Origin of the sequence: Sphingobacterium ginsenosidimutans (assembly GCF_039536865.1) — a bacterium.
GTDB classification, from domain to species: domain Bacteria; phylum Bacteroidota; class Bacteroidia; order Sphingobacteriales; family Sphingobacteriaceae; genus Sphingobacterium; species Sphingobacterium detergens.
This window is the reverse complement of sequence record NZ_BAAAZK010000003.1, coordinates 64,263-84,491: the sequence shown is the minus strand read 5'-3', so window position 1 is coordinate 84,491 and position 20,229 is coordinate 64,263. Positions and strand designations below refer to the sequence as shown.

16 protein-coding genes are annotated in these 20,229 nt (G+C 42.3%); 12 read left to right on the top strand and 4 right to left on the bottom strand.

The annotated features are described in order from the left end of the window. Positions 1-16: 16 nt before the first annotated feature. Together ABFX33_RS08785 and ABFX33_RS08780 are read left to right on the top strand one after the other, a co-directional pair. The gene (locus tag ABFX33_RS08785) at positions 17-283 is read left to right on the top strand and encodes a PqqD family protein (RefSeq protein WP_346085566.1); all 267 of its coding nucleotides are present in this window, start codon (positions 17-19) and stop codon (positions 281-283) included. 35 nt (positions 284-318) lie between these two features. Continuing rightward, positions 319-1,341: a bestrophin family protein gene (locus tag ABFX33_RS08780; RefSeq protein WP_257093555.1), complete on the top strand. Its 1,023-nt coding sequence runs from the start codon at positions 319-321 to the stop codon at positions 1,339-1,341. A 65-nt stretch (positions 1,342-1,406) separates the two neighbouring features. Here the strand turns inward: ABFX33_RS08780 and ABFX33_RS08775 are convergent, their stop codons facing one another. Then, entirely contained in the window at positions 1,407-1,865 is a 459-nt protein-coding gene (locus tag ABFX33_RS08775; RefSeq protein ID WP_346085565.1) for an Lrp/AsnC family transcriptional regulator, read from the bottom strand. A gap of 174 nt (positions 1,866-2,039) precedes the next feature. On the opposite strand from ABFX33_RS08775, the gene ABFX33_RS08770 reads away from it, so the two are divergent. Both ABFX33_RS08770 and ABFX33_RS08765 read left to right on the top strand, forming a co-directional pair. Further along, the gene (locus tag ABFX33_RS08770) at positions 2,040-3,245 is read left to right on the top strand and encodes an aminotransferase class I/II-fold pyridoxal phosphate-dependent enzyme (protein ID WP_346085563.1); all 1,206 of its coding nucleotides are present in this window, start codon (positions 2,040-2,042) and stop codon (positions 3,243-3,245) included. A 245-nt stretch (positions 3,246-3,490) separates the two neighbouring features. After that, positions 3,491-3,925 (top strand): hypothetical protein, encoded by a 435-nt coding sequence (locus ABFX33_RS08765; protein WP_346085562.1) that lies wholly within the window; start codon positions 3,491-3,493, stop codon positions 3,923-3,925. A gap of 144 nt (positions 3,926-4,069) precedes the next feature. Here ABFX33_RS08765 and ABFX33_RS08760 read toward each other — a convergent pair whose 3' ends face one another. The 3 genes from ABFX33_RS08760 to ABFX33_RS08750 all read right to left on the bottom strand — a co-directional run bounded on the left by ABFX33_RS08760 (position 4,070) and on the right by ABFX33_RS08750 (position 8,978). After that, positions 4,070-5,362, bottom strand: a complete 1,293-nt coding sequence (locus ABFX33_RS08760) for a DUF3108 domain-containing protein (RefSeq protein ID WP_346085560.1) — start codon at positions 5,360-5,362, stop codon at positions 4,070-4,072. A 253-nt stretch (positions 5,363-5,615) separates the two neighbouring features. Next, positions 5,616-7,409: a cytochrome-c peroxidase gene (locus ABFX33_RS08755; protein ID WP_346085559.1), complete on the bottom strand. Its 1,794-nt coding sequence runs from the start codon at positions 7,407-7,409 to the stop codon at positions 5,616-5,618. 90 nt (positions 7,410-7,499) lie between these two features. Continuing rightward, entirely contained in the window at positions 7,500-8,978 is a 1,479-nt protein-coding gene (locus tag ABFX33_RS08750; protein ID WP_346085558.1) for a PhoX family protein, read from the bottom strand. Between the two features lie 294 nt (positions 8,979-9,272). On the opposite strand from ABFX33_RS08750, the gene ABFX33_RS08745 reads away from it, so the two are divergent. The 8 genes from ABFX33_RS08745 (at position 9,273) to ABFX33_RS08710 (ending at position 20,228) form a co-directional block, all read left to right on the top strand. Continuing rightward, entirely contained in the window at positions 9,273-9,851 is a 579-nt protein-coding gene (locus tag ABFX33_RS08745) for an RNA polymerase sigma factor (protein WP_257093530.1), read from the top strand. A gap of 67 nt (positions 9,852-9,918) precedes the next feature. After that, positions 9,919-10,953 carry a FecR family protein gene (locus ABFX33_RS08740; RefSeq protein WP_346085556.1) on the top strand — a complete coding sequence of 345 codons (1,035 nt, stop codon included), beginning with the start codon at positions 9,919-9,921 and terminating at the stop codon, positions 10,951-10,953. A 48-nt stretch (positions 10,954-11,001) separates the two neighbouring features. Then, the gene (locus tag ABFX33_RS08735) at positions 11,002-14,538 is read left to right on the top strand and encodes a SusC/RagA family TonB-linked outer membrane protein (RefSeq protein ID WP_346085554.1); all 3,537 of its coding nucleotides are present in this window, start codon (positions 11,002-11,004) and stop codon (positions 14,536-14,538) included. Between the two features lie 12 nt (positions 14,539-14,550). Then, positions 14,551-16,035, top strand: a complete 1,485-nt coding sequence (locus tag ABFX33_RS08730) for a RagB/SusD family nutrient uptake outer membrane protein (RefSeq protein WP_346085553.1) — start codon at positions 14,551-14,553, stop codon at positions 16,033-16,035. A gap of 36 nt (positions 16,036-16,071) precedes the next feature. Beyond that, positions 16,072-17,349, top strand: coding sequence for a M43 family zinc metalloprotease (locus tag ABFX33_RS08725; RefSeq protein ID WP_346085551.1), 1,278 nt, complete (start codon positions 16,072-16,074; stop codon positions 17,347-17,349). A gap of 22 nt (positions 17,350-17,371) precedes the next feature. Beyond that, on the top strand, positions 17,372-18,493 hold the full coding sequence (locus ABFX33_RS08720; protein ID WP_346085549.1) for a redoxin domain-containing protein: 1,122 nt from the start codon (positions 17,372-17,374) through the stop codon (positions 18,491-18,493). A gap of 19 nt (positions 18,494-18,512) precedes the next feature. Next, complete coding sequence (locus tag ABFX33_RS08715; protein WP_346085547.1) at positions 18,513-19,679, top strand: TlpA family protein disulfide reductase; 1,167 nt, start codon at positions 18,513-18,515, stop codon at positions 19,677-19,679. Positions 19,680-19,682: 3 nt separating this feature from the next. Further along, the gene (locus ABFX33_RS08710) at positions 19,683-20,228 is read left to right on the top strand and encodes an SRPBCC family protein (protein ID WP_346085546.1); all 546 of its coding nucleotides are present in this window, start codon (positions 19,683-19,685) and stop codon (positions 20,226-20,228) included. Position 20,229: the final 1 nt, after the last annotated feature.

The window sequence follows — 20,229 nt, the reverse complement described above, 5'->3', positions numbered from 1 at the left end:
AAAGAAGAATAGCCAGATGAAACTTAGAGGAGATTTACAACTACGCAAATTGGGCGATGAGCATATTCTAGTCTATCCAGGGCAAGCTCAACAGGATGCATCGAAGGTATATACGTTTAATGAGACAGCTGTACAGATCTGGTTGGAACTGCAGGGAAAGGAATTTAATGTCGAAAGTGTAACAGCCGTTTTGTTGGATAATTATGAGGTGGAGGAGAACGAGGCTGAAAAAGATGCTGCAAAATTGGTCAAGCAATTTGAAAAACAAGGATTTTTGATTTAACTGATATTGGAAGGGCTTAATGACATATACCTTTTATGATTACAACAAAGTATTTTAATTACAAACAGATTTTCAACCTTGCTGGTGTCCACTTGATCTGGCTGACAGCTTGGTGTTCCCTCGTTGCTGTGGTCTATTATTTCTTTCAGTGGGAATGGATGATCATTCCTTGGGTTCCTTTAGCACTGATTGGTACAGCAGAAGCTTTTTATGTGGGCTTTAAAAATAACCAAGCTTATGATAGGTTATGGGAGGCACGTAAGATTTGGGGTGGGATCGTCAACTCCAGCCGTTCCTTTGTATCCATGCTTTATGCCTTTAATACCGAACAAGGGGATCAGCAAAATCTGGAAGAAATCAGAAAGAAAATAACCTACCGTCATATTGCCTGGTTGTATCAATTCCGGGAGCAGCTGCTTGTTCCGACGGAATGGGAACACATCAGCCTGAAAAGGCATATTGGCGCACTGAATGTCAAGCGACATAGATTGATCAAAGCAGGTTTTCCGGATTATAGCCGAACACCTATTTTTTTGCATAAATATCTTTCAACGGAGGAGTTTGCGTTGCAATCAAGTTATCGGAACTTTGCAACTTATCTAAATGCCCAACAGGCAAAAGATATCAATGCTTTAAAAAATGATGGGATTATCTCAGATTTTAATCAAACACAATTGCAGGCTTGTCTCAATCAATTTTATGATTTCCAGGGACAGGCCGAACGGATCAAAAAGTTTCCTTCGCCAAGGCAGTTTGCAAGTACAGCATTTGTTTTTAATGTTATTTTGATCATGTTATTGCCCTTAGGGTTGGTCAATGAATTTGCCAAATTGGGGCATTGGGGAATCTGGACAAGTATTCCCTTTTGTGTTGTGATCGGATGGATCTATATCGTGATGGAACTGGTTGGGGATTATACCGAAAACCCTTTCGGCGGACTGATGTTTGATATCCCGATGCTGTCGATCTGTCGGACGATCGAGATCGACTTATTACAGTTGATGGGTGAAGATAATCTTCCAGAGCCAATTGCCTCAAAAAACGGCGTATTGGTTTAATAATCCTCGGTTTTAACAACACATCGTCTTTTCAATGGCAATACCTTCTCGTTTAAACAGCTTGTTTAAACGAGAATGGTCAATGTGTTTTTTACCTCAGCGATCATAAAAGAACTATGTGTACTGGCAATATGCTGTAACGAGGTCAGCTTGCTCAGCATAAAATGTCGGTAGTCTTCCATATCGCGTACACAGATTTTTAAGATATAGTCATAATCTCCACTGACATGAAAGCATTCGGTGACTTCCTGTAAATCCATGACCTCACGTTCGAACTGCTGAATATATTCTTTTTTGTGCTGTGTGAGCTTGACATGGCAGAGTACCATAAAATCTTTCGAGATCTTCTGCTTATTGAGCAGTGCGACGTATCTGGAGATCACCCCGCTGTTTTCAAGTTTGCGTACACGCTCATAGACCGCCGTAACAGAGAGACCAAGTCTGTGCGAGAGCTCTTTACTGGTCTGCTTGGCATCTTCCTGTAGAAATTGCAGCAATTTTTTGTCGATTTCGTCCAGTTGCATAGATTATTTTTTGGTGAAAAGATGTTGAATTTAATCATGTTAGATTTATTGTCTAAAATTGTTTTAAACATTAGATTTATAATCTAATATACTGATAAAGTGTTGTAATAAAACTTAAAATACCTCAATTTTATAGATAAAAATAGAATTGTCTATAAACCAAATTATATTCAGATGGAAGATTTTAATGCAGCAAATGAAATACAGGATTTGCAATATTTTGGCGAATTCGGGGGTGTAAATCCGTCGATATCGGATAGTTCAACCTATACCTTTCTGTCGGCCAAAACCATGTTTGATACCTTCGAGGGCAATGCGGATGGCTGTTATCTCTATTCACGACATTCATCACCGATGAATCTGTATCTAGCGCAAGCACTGGCCAAACTGGAAAATACGGCTGCCGCGAATGTAACGGCTTCGGGAATGGGGGCGATAACGACCGTACTTTTACAGCTATGCAAAAGTGGCGACCATATCATTTCCAGCCGTACGATCTATGGGGGGACTTATGCTTTTCTGAAAAATTTTCTGCCGCCTTTTCAGATTGAAACAAGTTTTGTTGATATCAGTAATTTCGAAGCGATTGAGCGTGCGATAGGCCCGACTACAAAAATAATCTATTGTGAAAGTGTCAGCAATCCGCTGTTGGAGGTCGCGGATTTAAGAAAACTGTCAGCGCTCTGCAAGAAACATCATTTAAAACTGGTGGTGGATAATACCTTCTCGCCTTTATCCGTTTCGCCGGGACTCCTGGGAGCTGATGTTGTGATCCATAGCCTTACCAAATTTATCAATGGCAGCAGCGATACGGTCGGCGGTGTCTACTGTGGGACACAGGAATTTATCAATGACACCAAAAATGTAAACTCTGGCGCCTGTATGTTGCTGGGGCCAACAATGGACAGTCTGCGTTCGGCCAGTATTCTGAAAAATCTAAGAACACTCCATATCCGCATGAAGCAACATAGTTATAATGCCTTGTATCTGGCTGAACGTTTTGAACGGGATGGACTAAAAGTTTGCTATCCCGGATTATCTTCCCATAGGCACCATGAACTGCTAAAAAGCATGATGCACGCCGAGTATGGCTTTGGCGGTATATTGACTTTGGATGCTGGAACGACGGCAAAGGCCAATGAATTGATGGAAATGATGCAGGTGGAGAATCTTGGCTATCTCGCGGTAAGTCTCGGGTTTTATAAAACCTTATTTTCCTGTTCAGGCAGTTCGACCTCGTCTGAAATTCCGGAGGAAGAACGGGTAAGCATGGGGATATCGGATGGATTGATCCGTTTTTCTATTGGGCTGGATCATGATATTGAACGAACCTATCAGCGCATGAAGGTATGTATGATGAAAACCGGAGTTTTAATTTAGAGAAAATATACAATTTTCTTGTTTTTCTATTGGGACTATTTGGCAATTCGGTTGTCACTTAGAGAGTGTGTCACATTTTAATGGAGGGATACACCATATAAATTCTTATTCGTATTAATTGATGTTTAAGGCCGCTCAGTACCCGATGTACTGGCGGCCTTATTATTGTTAGTCAATTGATTTCTTAAACTGGTTTAAGTTGACACGATTATTGTTGTTTTATATTTGATCAAAAAATAAAGCATATGTATAGTCAACTTTTTGTTCGCCTGGCTGTGGCAACAGCCTTTTTATCTGCAGTGGCGGATCGTCTGGGTTTTTGGGGAGCACCGGGCACTGCGAATGCTTCCTGGGGAAACTGGGCCAATTTTGTGGCTTATTCCAATCATCTCAATTTTTTTGCACCTGCTGCCATGGGGAATGTGCTGGCCATAGGGGCTACGATACTGGAAGTCATTTTAGCGCTATTGCTGCTAATCGGTTATCGGACACGTTTGGTGGCGCTACTATCGGGTAGCTTGCTGACTATTTTTGCATTGATGATGACTTTGTCTTTTGGTATCAAAGTGACATTTAACTATTCCGTTTGGGTGGGGGCGAGCGCCTGTTTTCTTTTGGGTAGTTTTCGGACCTTTCCCATAAGTGTGGATACTTATTTGGAACGACTCAAAAAGAAATAGCGGTAATTTATTTTTTTATTTTTGTAGGGACAATTGGGGTTTTCAACCGTCTTATAGATAGATACTTTTCATAAGTATATGTTTTTCATAAGTTCGTGTTAAAGCCGCAACAAATTCCCCATTTGTGCGGCTTTCTATTTATGCTTACATTTCTTTTAAATTGACTTCTTTCTTCTCGCCATCCTTATCTATGCTAATGCGCTTCTCTATATTTGCTTTGTCAATATAGGAGGATCGCCCGGTACCGTAATTTGTTGTCGATCCGGTATAACCCCAATAGTTGTAATAATTGGTGTAACCCGATACATAGGAGTAATTATAGGAGTTGGAAAAATCAAAGCTGGTCATAATGATATAATTGCCCGGCATGAGCTCCGCAAATTCAAAGTGTCCCTCATCATCATAAACCTTGGTGTGTTTGACGGAGTGGCCAAAATCGGGATCCAGTGGAACCTCCGCAACTTTCTTTTGCTTTCGGATTTTTTTGTTTACCTCAAGCCATTCTTCGTAGTATGCTGAATTTGGAAAAAGCATAATTTCCGTTCCCTTTGGCGCATATTGTTTTTTCGCCGTATTGACAAGACCAGCCAGCCGCTTGCCGGAGCTGGACCGTGCATAAGCGGTGCCGACGATCACACTGTTACCATTGGATATCTGTTGAACAGCTTGCTCTTTGTTAAATCGGTTTTTGATGGGTTGGTAATCGAGCTCCTCGTTGACGGTAATTTCCCACTTACCATTGCCCATAGACATCTCCCGTTGCCATAAACGGCGGTCTTTCTTGTCCACGACATAATTATAGATTGCCCCCGTGTTCTCTTCCAATAGCGTGATTAACCAGCTGTCATGTTTGCCTGTTTTCGGCGAGCCATAACTATAGCTTTTGACTTCTTTAATGCTGTAGTATTCCACCTGAACATTGGACTCGTCATTGTAGTAAAACTGCGGAATCCGTGCCTTATAACCGACATCTAGGGGAAGTGTACCCATCAGATGGTCTGTCCAGTTGAAGTCGATAAATGGTTCGTTGGATTTTAAATTCAGTTTTTTATCTTTTTTAGTCTCTTTGGAATAATAATTACCAGTGATCGTTTCGCCAAAATTGAGATTTAATTTTGTTTTCTTGGTGTCAGCCGCATAGCTGATGGATTTTAGTGTGCTTCCATCCACGACGCTGGTGCGGGCCGTGACCCAAGCATTGTCTTTGGGCGTATAAGAACTTGTCAGGCTCAGTTGATTGTTGGCCGCAACAATATCGTACGTTATTGTACCCTGCTTGTCCCAATTGGTATCTTTGACATAATATACCGTGTAAAGCGATTTCTGAGGCTTTATATACTTGGTGTTGATATCCCGGCTGCCGGGGGCAACGATCTTCTGACACAAGGCAACAACCGGAAGCAGGCCCGCTGCTAAAACAAGTGCATATGATTTCATATAAAATATTACGTTAGTTAATGAAAAACAAGTTGGTTTTCCTCGTTTGATTTCTTTATCTAAGGTAGGAAAAAACTTTTTTAAAATTTTTCGGCGCAATTGTGGGTTTCAATCGTCATATATAATCCTGATAATCTATACATACTTGAGCCGCATGGAACTCTCCGTTCATGCGGCTTCTTATTGTATCTGAATTCTGATAGGCTCCCGATAGTGTCTTTGCTACCCAGGAGATGATATATTACTTTTTGGATCAATCATCTAAAGCTTTGAGAAAGGCAATAATTTTGGCCGTTTCTTTTGCTGTTAGACCTAATGTATCTGTCGGTAAGGTCTGATTGTCCAGCTTAAAACCAAACTGTTGACCACCGCCTTTGTTGTAAAAATCCATGACCTGTTCTAAGGTGACATAACCACCATTGTGCATATAAGGCGCCGTCTTGCTGCTATTGCGTACTGTCGGTGTTTTAAAGGAATATTGCAATTGGGGTACCGTCTCATGATAGCGTCCTCTGCCGCGGTCGGGATCCAGTTGCTTATTACGATAGTCTACAGCCACGCCCAATACTTCAGATTCGGTCTTGGCATATTCAGGTGGTACCGTCCCGTTAAACAGGGGAACAAAATGACAAGTAGCGCATTTGGCTTTGCCTACAAAGAGGTTAAACCCGGCTTTTTCATCTGCTGTCAGTAGCTGCGACTGACCACGCATATAACGGTCAAAGCGGGAGTTAAATGTGCTTAATGAACGGACAAAACTGGCTAATACATTCTGTACCTGCCAATTTTCAACAGTATCGGTTTTATAAATTTTGTTAAACGCTTTTGTGTAGGTCTTATGCTGATTCAGACGTTTGGCAATTTCCGTCATGGATCCGTGCATCTCATCCCTATTGGTGATGACATCCACGCTTTGCCCTTCCAAATCTTCGCGACGCATATCCCAGAATTGCCCATGTTGATAATTACTATACGAAAGGGAAGGAGTATTGCGGTCCATCTTCGCACCCGATAGGGTACTAGGCACTTTGACCCCATCTGCAAAGGCTTTGTCTGCGTGATGACAGGAAATACAAGAACGGGTTTGATCCCCGGATAAGATATTGTCCCGGAATAATTTGGCGCCCAAAGCAACTTTTTCAGGACTCATTTTTTGTCGCTCTGAGGGAACAAAGAAATCGGGATTAAAGGCATCCTTGCTAAAAAGATTGGATGCATCGGGCGAGATAGGATGATTGACCTGCAAGGATGGGATACCTTCGGATTTTCGAAATTGATGCAGTGCATCAGAAATTTTATTCAAATGTTGATCCATCAAACCGAGGTAATCAAATTGGTTCCGATCTGCACTCTTGCCCAATATCGTATTGGTTGTTTTAATTAAGCCTAAGATGTTTTCGATCTCGCCAGGATGATTGACCTGTCCTTTGATCATACGCAATACATCAGCGACACCATCGAGGGCATGAGTCGATTCGACGAGACCTTTCCCCGAGATGGGGGTATCAAAACCTGTAACGCCTAATGTCGTGATCCGGAATACCTCATTGCGTAATGATTCCATGAGCTGTGGCAATGATAAGGTATTGACCTCAAAATAAGTATTGATCGCTAGGGATTTGTTTTTTAGCTTCTTTAAAAATCGAATAATCTGTTGTTTTTCTTCCTTTTGATAACTTGGATAGAAATATTCCTCCAAAGTTTGCAAACCTTCAGCTTCGATGACGGCATTTTCTTCCAGTTCGATTTCGTCCAGGTTGGGACCATTCAAAAAACGGGCGGTCTCGGGCATAAAATAGCCAACTGCCCATTCCATAGTTTTATAGGTGAGCCGCAACTGATCAAATCCTTGTTGCAACTGTTGGTCGCTACTATTGTTTTCGACGTTGGCGATCTGTTGGTCAATCTGTTTATCAAAAGCGGTATTGATCTTTAACACCTGTTGTCTGATTGCTGGCAAATCTTGGGGATCTGTCTCCTGATTTCCCTTACACATGATAGCCAATAATACAATTGCTATCAGACCGCTCACAAGCCAATATTTCATTTATTTTTTATGTTTGAATAAAATAACAATAAGGGTATCCTCTCGCTATGAAAGAATACCCTTTTGAGTTTTAGTATTGATTTTTTTAAATTATCGTTGTACGTTACGGATAAGAACGACCTGACCACCTTCCTTGTTGGTAACCGCACCAGATCCATCCGCGTTGGCAAATTTATCATTCTGCCAAGTGTGAGAGTGGATATTGACAGCAAAGGTATTTGGAATGCCAACCAATTTGGAAACATCTGTCATCGCTCCAAATTCCCAAGAGCCAAATTTCTGCAGGTTGCCGCTTTGGTTATAAGCTTTTTGCCAATCTTGGTTGTTGCGCTCATGTTTCATGTTTAACCAAGGTTTGTAGGTCTTGGTCGCCATATTGTATTGCCAGATATAAGAATCGTGTTTGGCATCAGTATAATAGGAGTCACCGTCTTCCTGGATATAGACGAAGTTTTCAGTCACACATAGGTTGTCCGGATTGATCAGGTTATTTCCCGGATCGGAATCTCCCTCCGCTATAACTTCTAATTTACCCTTCAACATATCTTTAGCGTCCATATTCAGTTTATAGACGCGGCCCCACATTGTTAACCCTTCTGTTGGGGTCTTGCCATCACTTGATTGCCCAGTTGCGGTAAAATAGACTTCACGTCCATTACCAGCACCTTTACGGTAATCCACATCTTCTACCCGAGAGAAACGGATGGCTTTGTTGTCTATGTTTGCCTGGTTGATTTCTTTACCAGTTTTATTTTTGGCATTTGGAATTTCGACAAACTCGACATCATAAGAACTACCCTTTTTCATATTCGTTTCGGTATAGTCATTATTGCTACGCTTTAGGGCGTATAGCTTGCCATTATCCAAGTCACCTTGTTGATCAGCGACGTATAGGATCAATTGACCAGCAGATTGATGGCTTGAACCGTAAGATTGATCTTCTCCGATCAGGATATAAGTCTTGCCATTGGATACATCTTTAGGTAGAGGAACCGCATTTTCCATGGAAGCTTTACCTAAAGCCGGCTTAACACGGTTTTTGTCTGAGCGTTGCGCTACAGATCCCAGTGGATCCAGCTTGTGAACCATACTCTCTTCGCCAGATTCTCCAGCTGTTAGGAAAGCGGAAAACCCATGCTCCTCAGGTGTGGCAAGTGTAGCCGAACACAGTCTGGTGCTACCACCGGTACCATCCATGATATATTCGCCTTTAATAGGTTTGAAGTTTTTATCAAGATAAACACGGGATACCGATTGCGTGATTTCGTGGTTACTGATCATCAGGAAACCATCTGATTTGTCATCCTTCATAAATCCAGCACCATCAGGTTGACCAGCGAATACGAATTCAGGACTGCCGGATAATTTATCTGAACTTGAGATCAGGGTGGTGATCTTTAAATTTTCAAAACCGGGCATACCAAAGACAAAAGCAGGTTCTTTTGAATAGTTTTCTAAATTTTCCACCGGCGGATTCTCTCCACCATCTCCGATTTTGTCGTTGTCTTTACAGCCAGCTATTGCCACTGACAATAGTAAACTCAGGATTGTAATTTGGTTTCTTCTCATACCGCAAAGGTATTCTAGCGATATTAGCTGTATATTAACTCTATTTTAAATAAACAATTTATCTTTTGTCTATACTTTTTAGTTTAATTTATCTGTTTGGATAGGTTGTTCTAGTGTACTTTAATCTATTTAATTTAATCAGTTATTTTATTCGCATACAGGAACTTGAGTTCGCTATTTTTTTTAAAGGTAGCTGTCTTAAAAAGAGGTTTTAGAAATTGCTTTCTAAGTTTTTTTTTCTATACTTGGAAATTATAAATTCTAAACAAGTACCTTTTAACGAAAAACCTAGCTGTGAACAGAGACGATGTTGAACTGATTGAGGCGATTAATAATGCCGATCCCATTGCTTTTAAAAGGCTGTTTGACACGTATTGGAAAAAAATCTATCGGACAGCCCTGCAAAAACTACCTACAGAAGAAGATGCATCTGACATTACACAAGATGTCTTTTACATTATTTGGAAAAATCGCGCTGGCTGGCAAGTGAAAAGCAATATCGCTGCTTACTTGATGTCCATGCTGCGTCATAAAATATACGATTTCTATGCCCAACGGGATCGACTCCCCATCTTTGTCCCCATTAATGAACAGGAGGAATACTGGGACTATAGTTTTCAAGAGGGGGAAAAGCAGGATTTTGCCGCCGAAAATCAGCAGGTAAGAAAGGAAATTGATGCTATGCCCGAAAAAATGCGTGAAATATTTCTGCTCAGCCGATTTGAAAACCTATCTGCCCAACAGATTGCAGACAAATTGGGAATTAGTGTACAGACTGTGAGAAACCAAATTTCTACTGCTTTAAAGCGTATTAAGAACCGTTTTGGTGATAAGGCTACCTGGCTCTTATTCCTGTTTTTTATCAAATTTTAATTTTTTTATTTTTTATATAGTATGTTTTTGAAAAAGGACAGACTATATAAGTGGAAATAAAAATTTGATGATGCATTTTCTATCCAATAAACCAAATAAGAATAAACAGAACGATATCTGGAAGGGGATTGTCCGTAAAGCGGAGCTAGATAACGACTATAGTCTGTCAGCGGTTAATACGGTTGTAAAGACTGTTCCGATCTATCGGAATCCCTGGGCGGTCAGTGCCGCAGCTATTGTCTTGTTGCTGTTGGGCTCGCTATGGAAATTGTGGCTGCATTCATCCACCTCTTTTATGGACGAGAAGGAGCTCAAAGCAACCTATGTGGATGCTAGTTCATCGTCAAAACTCATTCTATCTACAGGTGATACCGTTTTATTGGATGGTGCGCGCCCATTGGATAGCAATTTGTCTCAATTGGCGCACAACGCCAGTTCACTGGATTTTAGAAAACTAGATCATACGAAACTGCAGGGGCAGCTTCAAACCCTTCAAACTGGACGCGGAAAGCAATTACATGTGACATTGTCTGATGGTTCAGAGGTGTGGCTGAATGCATCTTCGCAACTGAAATTTCCAGCACATTTTGAAGGGGCTGAGCGCCCAGTTTCGGTAACTGGTGAGGCTTACTTTGAGGTGGCGCACAACAAAAAATCTCCGTTTATCGTCACGATGGGACAACAGCAGGTGAAGGTATTGGGAACGCATTTTAATACCCGAGGGTATCACAATGAGCGAAGCAAGACCGTCACTTTATTGGAGGGCGCTGTGGCGGTGCGCGATAGCAGACGAAAAGATGCGCCAACGGTACTGAAACCAGCCGAACAGTATGTGTCAGATGGGCAAGTGGGGGCTGTTCATACATTGGCTAATCCGGAATCGGTAGTGGCTTGGCGTAATGGCGAATTCTACTTTGAAGATGCTGACGCACTCACAATCGTCAGGGAGCTTGAGCGCTGGTATCCAGTGTCTATAGGCTTAAAACAGCAGGATACTACGAAGAAAATCTCAGGAAGGATCAAGCGAACGGACTCCATGAAAGAAGTCGTGGAAATGCTGCGGTTTTTTGATATTGAGATTACGGTCACGAAAAACGAATAAGCAACAAAAGCAAACTAATCAATTTTCTAATATTTAACCTAAAACATTATGAAACACCATTTCATGAAGTATAGGCGTGTGAAATCCATTTTGCTCGGGGGAGGCGTATGGCTTTTGATACTTTCACCGCTTGGAGGGCTAAAGGCACAGATCAATATCGCCGCCAAACAAAAATCGCTGATAAGCGTCTTCCGTCAGGTCGAGAAACAGAGCAAGTATGTATTTCTCTACGACAAGGCCGTGGAAAACAGTCCTGCGATTTCCTTTGACTGTGCCAACTGTTCGATAGAACGGGTTATTCAGCTACTTGAACAGCAGACGAAATTGGAATTTAAGATTTCGGGACAGCAGGTTTTGGTGAAGAAAAGAACGACGAAAGGAACCGGGGAAACAAAAGCAGCAGCGTTAACCTTGCAGGCAGCACAAAAAGATACCATTCAAGGGAAGGTGGTTGACGAACGGGGCAATCCTGTTGTGGGAGCGACCCTGCTGATCAAAGGTACCAGGATCGGTACTGCCACTGATCGTACGGGGACTTTTAAGTTGCTCCGCCCTGCTGATGGGCAGCAGGTGCTCTGTAATTGCCTGGGCTATCACCCCGAAGAAATCCATGTCGCTGGACAGACAACATTGATGCTGACTTTGCGTGTCAAAGCACAACAGCTCGATGATGTGGTCATCTCCACAGGCTTTCAAAAACGTGAACGCAATAAACTGATCGGAAATATTTCCTCCATCAAGGGGGAAGATCTGCAGGCATCGGGGATAACGACCGTAGACAAGGCCCTGCGTGGAAAACTGACCGGTGTCTATGTTCGTTCCAATTCGGGCAGGCCGGGCGAAGCTGGATCAATTATCATTCGCGGGAGTAATACCATGACCGGGAGCAGTGAGCCGCTGATCATCCTGGATGGTATGCCGCTACAGAACGGTGGGGTTGCTGGAACAGATAAAACAAGTTCTAATATCAATAGCTTGCTGACCAACGGGATCGGAAATATTCCGCCGGAAGACATCGCCAGCATCGATATTCTACGAGATGCGACCGCAGCTTCTATCTACGGTGCCCGCGCGGCCAACGGTGTGATTGTGATCACGACCAAACGTGGGGAAGCTGGCAAGGATTATATCAATTATAGCACCAAGCAGTCCTTGAATATGCAGCCGGGCAATGCATTCAATTTTATGAATTCGGCAGAAAAGCTGGCCTTCGAAACCCAATTGTACAAAGATTTTCATCCGGTCTATGGTGGACGTGCCAACCAATTGCTGCTGCAAGTGGATAATGGCGCTATTTCAGCAGCGGAAGCACAACAGCAAATCAACCAACTGTCAATGATCAATACAGACTGGATCAATGTACTATACAATCCGGCCTATCAGCAATCTCATAATATTGCCATGAGTGGTGGAAGTACGAAACTCCAGTACAATGTCTCGTTGAACTATCAGGATGCCAATGGTACACTGATGGAAAATAACAACAAACAAGGGGGGATGAATGTCAAACTGACGCGTAATATCAACGATAAACTATTGGTCGATTTTAATCTGTATTCTACGATCAAGAAAAATAAGGAGGGGCAATCGGCCATGGATCCCTTCCGTTATGCGCTATTTGCCAATCCGTATGAACGACCTTATCAGGAAGATGGCTCGTATGCCTGGGATAAGACCTATCGGGATTTAAGTGGTAAAGTTGGTGAAACGGCCTATTTAAATTATGAGACTTTCAATATCATCAAAGAACTGCGGGAAAATACGTTGACCACGGATTATGCCAATGTACGGAGTCAGTTTGGACTGGAATGGAAGTTTTTAAATGGATTCCAATACCGTGGATCCGCTGTTGTGAATTATACCAATGTATCTACTGCGGATGAATCCCGTGCGGGTACCTACCGTTCCTTTGCTCAAAACTGGTTAAATGTGGCCCGGACGAGTGGATCTGGAGTATTACCGAAATTTAACTATGGCTTTTTGGAGGAAAATTCAGGCAGAACCCTCGATTACACGGTCCGGAATACCATCGAGTATAACAAGACTTTCGCAGACAAGCATTATGTACAGGCTTTTTTTGCCAATGAGGTCTCCGAGCGGACAAACAATCGTTTCTTTCACTACAATCCCATTTATTTGCAGGACTACCGTATGGCGGGTTATCCTTCCTGGGATGATGTGCCACCAGCGAACTATAAGAAATTGGATCTGTCACGCTTAGGCGGTACGTATTATGAAAAAGATCGCTCGGTATCCTTTATCAGTTCCGCAACCTATAGTTATGCAAATCGTTATGTCTTTAATGCGAATTTCCGTTCGGACGGTGTGGATATCATTGGTTCAAAAAATCAGTTTACACCACTCTGGTCGGTTGGAGCCAAATGGAACGGACATGAAGAGAAGTTTGTCAAGGAACAACTGCCCTGGTTGAACCGATTTGTACTCTCGGCAGGTTTTGGTTATACAGGCAGTATCAACCGTTCGGTCTATCCCTTCCATACCTATACCCTCAGCGCATTGGTCTATGATGATGTCGTAAAAGCACAAGCGTTTAAATACGGTAATCCTGTATTGAAATGGGAAAAGAAGCGAGATATAAATTATGGTGTCCAGATATCTGTCTTGAATAGCCGTCTGAATATCGAAGCCAACTATTACGATAATCGGGTGACCGATCTCTTGGACAATGTGGTATTGCCAGTATCGGTAGGGCGTACGAGTTCTGTCGTGAATGCGGGAATACTTTCCAATAAAGGCTGGGAACTTTCGGCACGTGTGGAATTGCTCAAAAAGACAGACTGGCTCTGGGAGGTTGGCGGAAATCTGACGACAGTCAAAAATAACCTCGATAAGGTGTATTATAAGAAAGAACCGACAGTGTCTAATCTAACACCACAAAATGTAGAGAATTATGCGATGCGTTCTTGGTTTGGCTATAAATATGACCACATCGATCCGAATAATGGACACATGATGGTGAAGGCCCAACGTCTGGATGCGGCCGGAAATATCAACGGCGAGGAAATTATTGATCTTTCAAAAATATCGTCGGCAGATCTACAGAGTAAGTACCGGACATACTATCTGGGACAGCAGGACCCTAAACTATATGGCGGCTTCAATACACGCTTGCGGTATAAAAGCATGACGTTCTCAACAAACTTTGTGTTTGCGGACGGTAATATGATCAAGGGATTTCAGGATCGTCGGGAGGGACCGAGTGGGATGACAGATGATGTGACAGCTGGACGTACAAACCGTCTCAAGGAACAGCAATATCGCTGGCGTCAGTATGGTGATGTGACGGATATCCCTTATTATTCACCGACAGCTTCAAATTATGTTAATTACCTCATCGATAGGGATGTTGAATCAGGGATGTATATCAAATGTACCGAAATCGGTGTCAACTGGCGCGCAAATCCAGCAGTGCTCAAAAAACTGATCAAACAGCTGCAGATCGGCGTATTTGCCAATAACCTATTTACGATTTCACCTTATTCAGGTTCGGATCCGGAGACACAGATGGCTTTTGGTTATCCAACCACACCGAGTTATTCATTTTCGTTAAATATTGGATTTTAATAGCTATTAAAGATGAAAAAGATAGTAATCTATATCGCATTGTGCTGTACATTAATCAATAAAGGTTGTAAGGACTTCTTGGATCTGCCACCGAAAAACCAACGGGCGGTAACAACCCTGGACGACGTAAAATCTGTATTGGCTGGTTATCTGGATATGTTTGCACGGTCAAACACCAGTCCAATTGTTGGGCAGGCTCCAATTATGAACGAAGCACAAAATATGATGTTTGAGGCCTATGCGGACAATTTCGATTTTGCTGGTAATATGGGGCAGTATATCAATCCAAAAAACATCCACGGTATCGAAAAATTGTATGCTAATAAGTTACTTTTTAACGATATGGAGACCTCGGATAATATCTGGAACAACTATTATGCTGTGATCGGGTTTCTAAATGCATTGATCGATCAGTCGGACGAATTAACGCAGGGTGATCCGAGTGAACTGAAACGCGTAAAAGGGGAGATGCTGGTACATCGGGCCTACTATATCTTCAAACTGCAGCAATATTTCGCACCTATGGATAAGGAAGACCGGGGAATTCCCTTGTATCTGCATACAGGAAAAGAGGTGGTAGGTATTGAAATGAAGAGGTGGAAATCGGCTGATGTATACAAAGTCGTTATTGACGATCTGAAACAGGCTTTGGCCTTCTACCAATCGGAAGGAGGGAACCCTGGTTACAGTCGCTTTTTCAATGGTCGTTTTATCCAGAATCTGTTGGCTCAGGTCTATTGGTTTAAGGCCGAGTCCTCGGCCAGACAAGCGGAAGATTATACAGAAGCGCGCAACTATGCACTGGCGGCTATTGATGGTGTGGATGCATATATTCCAAATACACTGACGGCTTTTCAAAATGTGCAGCGCAATCTCAATACCGAATATCCGGCAGTTTATATGCAATCGTTAAACTTTGGTAATGTCGGCGCCATCTACGGATCGCCTTACGATTATCTGGGTTTTGCTCCGGCAAATCTAAAAGTGGATCCCGGATTTTTGGAATCTTTTGACAACGATGACATACGGAAGGCGGCGTATTTCAATGGAGCTGTATTGTCAAGTACCTGGCCAGACGGGATGCCCAATGGACCAAAATATGTGCGTATTCACTTGTTTACGCCAGAGGAAGCGTATCTGATATTGGCGGAGAGCTACTGCCGTTTAAATCAGAACGAGCAAGCGCTGGCAACCTTAAATAAGTTTAAAGGATTTAGAGGGGCAACAGCAAAAAACAATCTGAATAATGAACAGCTGCTGCGCGAGATTATCAGCGAGCGACGCAAGGAATTCTTTTGTGATACGGATAAGCGTTGGTTAGATCTCAAACGTTACCGACTGGGCACGATGCAGCGTAAGCTCAAGTTTTTCGATAAGGAATTTGACATTAAGGTCGAGGCCGGAGGCTATCACTATGCATTGCCAATTCCATTGACTGAATTGCAGGAAAATCCGCATATCGTACCAAATGAAGGCTGGAATCCAATTATTTTTTAAGTGTTATAGATGAATGAACGAAAAAAATAGATAAAGATGAAAAATATACTCTTTGTACTCATTGTCTTGCTAGGGCTGCAGGCCTGCAAAAAAGACACGTTTAATTACCAAACATATACAGCAGAAGTCGGAGATATCGATTCCATCTACTTTTCGACAGGAAGCACATCGCTGATCGCCGATGGCAAAGCGACATTGCAATTTGTGCTGGAGGCCTATCGTAAAGTGCAGATCAAGGATGCGGGGGGACAGCCAAGAGATACGATGATGTATGTGGACTACGCTAAGCTCCCGAAAGCTGAAGTCAAGATTTTTGCGGATGGACAGCTGGTCGATGGAATGGAATATCAGGTAAAATATCTTTCGAAGAACACACGAGAATTTTATGCGCAGATCGGTGGCCTGAAATCTAAGGTTAAATCAGTACAGATTAAAGCGCCAAAGCCTTTGGGAGCAAAACGCTACATTGATGTGGTATTCCATGTGTTTGAGCTGAGTACGACGGACCCCGGCTATGATGCCCTGACCTATCAGGATATTCAGCAAAAACAATTGGAGTCGGCTATAGCCTATGCAAATGCGGTATTTAACAATGTGTATGGTAAAGATCCAAATGGCGGGCAGGCAAATTTTGAATTCCGTCTGGCGAAGAAAAATCCGGCAGGAATGGCTTTAGCACTACCTGGTTACAATAAGATCCTATATGATGCAAGCTGGAAAGCTTCACCCACAGCGCAGTTTTTACCCACAAATTTTACTGCGAAAATCAATGCGACTGCTGCCTACCAATGGAACAAGGATAAATTTTTGAATATCTATATCTATCCAACAGTAGCAAATACCAGTATTGGAAATAACCGTGCGGCTTATCAACTCGTACCTGCGGGGCAGCAGGCAATCGAGGGGATTGCCAATATCGTTAACTCGGAAGCCGAAATCCCGACAACTGATTTTTATACAATCTACGGTCTGGGGATTCAGCGGTCAATTTTCTTTCCGGAGTCGAGTCTCAAAATAGAAATCGCTCCTCATCTGGGTATATATTATGGTCTGTATGCAACGAATTCAATAACCTTGCCTGTCAATGACTTTGTGGCGGATACGAAGAAATATTTTACGGGGAATACGCAGACGGCAAACCAATCTTCAGGTCTCCTGAAGACAGGCTTAGATGGTGAAAAGTTTCTGGCAAACAACGCTATGGATGATGTCCGCTTTGCTTCGCTACGGAATAGCTTCACCCAGGGACAGATAGAGCGGATGCGTTTGGTCATGGAACGCTGTCCCGTACGGAAAGCATGGCAATCAGAGTAGCTTAATAATAAATTTTAGATAGATGAAGAAAATAATTTTTAGTGTTTTAGGGCTCTTGATCGCGCAGCTGGCCATCGGTCAGATTAAGGTCAAGGTCATTGGGAAGGTAACTGGTGATACGGAAGGGCACAACAAAGTATACCTGTACAATCGTATGGTGAAAGATTCGGCGGAAATAAAAAATGGCCACTTCGAAATCAATTTTGAAGATAAAAAAGTTGGATCACGGGCGATTTCCATTGAATATGATCATGCCAAACGTCGTATGTATGCACCGCTAGTCTTGTTTTACGATCAATCGGGTACCATAAACGTGGAATTTGATGTGCTGAAAGGTTTATCATCCGGTAAAGTGAGCGGTCTTGCCTCAGCGACTTCTTTTTACCAATACAATGAAGCGAAAATCAAGGTATTTCGGGAATCCATGCGTCTGACACAGGAAAAATATGGTGCAGATGCCATGAAGACCGGAAATGCACAATTTGAAGCAGCAAAAGCGTATAAAGAACAGCTTTTTGTGCACTTGAATGATTCTTTGCTGAATGTATTTGTGAAACCAAATGCATTGGTTTCACCTGTGTTTATACAGTCGCAGGAAACGACTTTACCGCTCGAACGATTAGAATATTATTACAATAAATTATCGGATAAGGTCAAAAAAAGCGAAGAATCGCAGACTTTATATGCCAAGATCCAGGGACAGAAAAATGCGTATATAGGCGCTACGGTCAAGAACTTTGAACTGCCTGATGCCCTTGGAAAATTACGCAGCTTTAATGAGTTTAAGGGAAAATACATTCTGTTGGATTTTTGGGCTTCCTGGTGTTCCCCTTGTCGGGCTTCGTTCCCAAGGATCCGTGAGGTCTATGGCAAGATCAAGGATAAGGATTTTATTGTGATCAATATTTCGATCGATCAAAATAAGGACGCATGGTTAAAAGCTGTAAAGGAGGAGTCTAATCCCTGGCCACAGTTATACGACGACCGCAAGGTTTCTTACTCCCTATTTAATGTCAATGCAGTGCCGACTTCTTATCTGATCGACCCCTCAGGCAAAATCATTATGAAGGAAATCGGATTCGAGCCCAAAGGTGGTGGCGCTATGGAGAAAAAATTAGAAGAATTATTCAAGGTTAAATTTTAAACATATAATTAGATACAACATGAAAAAAGTGGTATTAGGTATAGTCGCTGGACTATTGATGACTACAGCATTAATTGCGCAAACGCGAGATTACATTACCGTACGGGGAACAGTGAAATTTCCACCAGATAAAGAGAGTCAAGAAAAATATCCCTTTGTATTGAAAGACAAAGCGATGAAGGATGCAGAGGTTTTTCAGAAAATTCAATTAAAGGCAGATAATACCTATGAAATAAAAGTACCGGCAAAAACACCTCGTTTTTACAGCCTGGATGTTTTTGGTTGGGATAGAATCACCTTTTGGGCCGGTAATGATGATTTAAAAATTGATTTTAGAGGCTTGGATACCGCTAAAATCAAAATCAAAAATCCGCCTTATGTTTTTATTGAATCTGAAGGTAAAGACAATCAGTTGATCAATATGCTGAACTGGGAAAATTATCAAAACTATCAGAATACCATTGCTATTGGTAAAAGACAGTACATGGCTATGCAGAGCAAGGATACGGCAATGACTAAATCGTTGACGGATATGATGATGGAACAATATGATAATATGGCTACCCGCGCTAAATGGTACGTTAAGAACTATAAAAATGAACCGCAGGTGGTCTATGCTTTGGGCTATGTCAGTCCCAGACGTGATCAGGAATTTATCCTGAGCTATGTCAATCCCCTGATCGAAAAATACCCTTGGTTACAGGAAGCAAAGGAAGTGAAGGAAAATATCAACAAGGCTCTTGCTGCTGTGAAGAAAACAGAGGATGGTGCTAAATTTATCAATATCACACAGGCAGATGCCGCAGGAAAGAATGTCAACTTATACGACTACCTGAAAGGTAAGAAATATGTATTGGTCGATTTCTGGGCTTCTTGGTGTGGTCCTTGCCGGGCTGAGAACCCACATGTATTGAAAGCATACAATGCTTTTAAGGCAAAAGGTTTTGATGTCTTTGCCGTATCATTGGACGATAAGAAAGATAACTGGTTGAAAGCGGTAAAAGATGATAAAATGCCTTGGGCACAGGTATCGGATCTGAAAGGTTGGAAAAATGAAGCCGCTCAGTATTATAATATCACAGCAATTCCTTCTAACTTCTTGTTAGACAGTGATGGTAAAGTGGTCGCTCGAAATCTTCGTGGTGCCGATCTTGAAAAAGAATTGGCCAAACTTTTAAACAAATAACTGATGAAACGTATTCTTTTCATGCTTGTTTTGCTGGTATCGGTTGCGATGCAAGGTAAGGCGCAAATGGCCACAGCAGCTGTTGTAAGCTGGGATATAGACCGACGGATCGAGGTTCCCGTAGCACGGGACTCGGTCTGGTCGTTGCTGAAGAATAACGGCTTGGTTGCCGTTCTTTCCAATGGCTATGTGAAATCCATGGTTAACAAGGGTACTGAATTGCCTATTGCACGGGAGGTGACATTTAAGGACGGTTCCAAGCGCGATGAATTGCTGAACCAATTGGAGGAGCAGCATCGTTTTTTGGTGTATACGATTAAAAAAGATGCGCTGCCAACGGGCTTGAAAGCGGTTCAGGTAGCGATATTTACCAAAGAAAAAGGGGATGATAGCACTGAAATTAACTGGATGGTAAAACTGGATGGTGATAGCGGAGCAAAAAAGAAGTACATCGAAACCTTAAATGCAGAGATTGAACAGTATGCAACTGGGTTTAGGAACTACCTAACATCCAAGCCGAAAGTGATTCAGGCGGTACGTATGCAATAAC

What these genes read in the sequence shown, in the direction of transcription:
- ABFX33_RS08785 (WP_346085566.1), top strand. Translation starts at nt 17, where the DNA reads ATGAAACTTAGAGGAGATTTACAACTACGCAAATTGGGCGATGAGCAT.
- ABFX33_RS08780 (WP_257093555.1), top strand. Translation starts at nt 319, where the DNA reads ATGATTACAACAAAGTATTTTAATTACAAACAGATTTTCAACCTTGCT.
- ABFX33_RS08775 (WP_346085565.1), bottom strand. Translation starts at nt 1,865, where the DNA reads ATGCAACTGGACGAAATCGACAAAAAATTGCTGCAATTTCTACAGGAA.
- ABFX33_RS08770 (WP_346085563.1), top strand. Translation starts at nt 2,040, where the DNA reads ATGGAAGATTTTAATGCAGCAAATGAAATACAGGATTTGCAATATTTT.
- ABFX33_RS08765 (WP_346085562.1), top strand. Translation starts at nt 3,491, where the DNA reads ATGTATAGTCAACTTTTTGTTCGCCTGGCTGTGGCAACAGCCTTTTTA.
- ABFX33_RS08760 (WP_346085560.1), bottom strand. Translation starts at nt 5,362, where the DNA reads ATGAAATCATATGCACTTGTTTTAGCAGCGGGCCTGCTTCCGGTTGTT.
- ABFX33_RS08755 (WP_346085559.1), bottom strand. Translation starts at nt 7,409, where the DNA reads ATGAAATATTGGCTTGTGAGCGGTCTGATAGCAATTGTATTATTGGCT.
- ABFX33_RS08750 (WP_346085558.1), bottom strand. Translation starts at nt 8,978, where the DNA reads ATGAGAAGAAACCAAATTACAATCCTGAGTTTACTATTGTCAGTGGCA.
- ABFX33_RS08740 (WP_346085556.1), top strand. Translation starts at nt 9,919, where the DNA reads ATGATGCATTTTCTATCCAATAAACCAAATAAGAATAAACAGAACGAT.
- ABFX33_RS08735 (WP_346085554.1), top strand. Translation starts at nt 11,002, where the DNA reads ATGAAACACCATTTCATGAAGTATAGGCGTGTGAAATCCATTTTGCTC.
- ABFX33_RS08730 (WP_346085553.1), top strand. Translation starts at nt 14,551, where the DNA reads ATGAAAAAGATAGTAATCTATATCGCATTGTGCTGTACATTAATCAAT.
- ABFX33_RS08725 (WP_346085551.1), top strand. Translation starts at nt 16,072, where the DNA reads ATGAAAAATATACTCTTTGTACTCATTGTCTTGCTAGGGCTGCAGGCC.
- ABFX33_RS08720 (WP_346085549.1), top strand. Translation starts at nt 17,372, where the DNA reads ATGAAGAAAATAATTTTTAGTGTTTTAGGGCTCTTGATCGCGCAGCTG.
- ABFX33_RS08715 (WP_346085547.1), top strand. Translation starts at nt 18,513, where the DNA reads ATGAAAAAAGTGGTATTAGGTATAGTCGCTGGACTATTGATGACTACA.
- ABFX33_RS08710 (WP_346085546.1), top strand. Translation starts at nt 19,683, where the DNA reads ATGAAACGTATTCTTTTCATGCTTGTTTTGCTGGTATCGGTTGCGATG.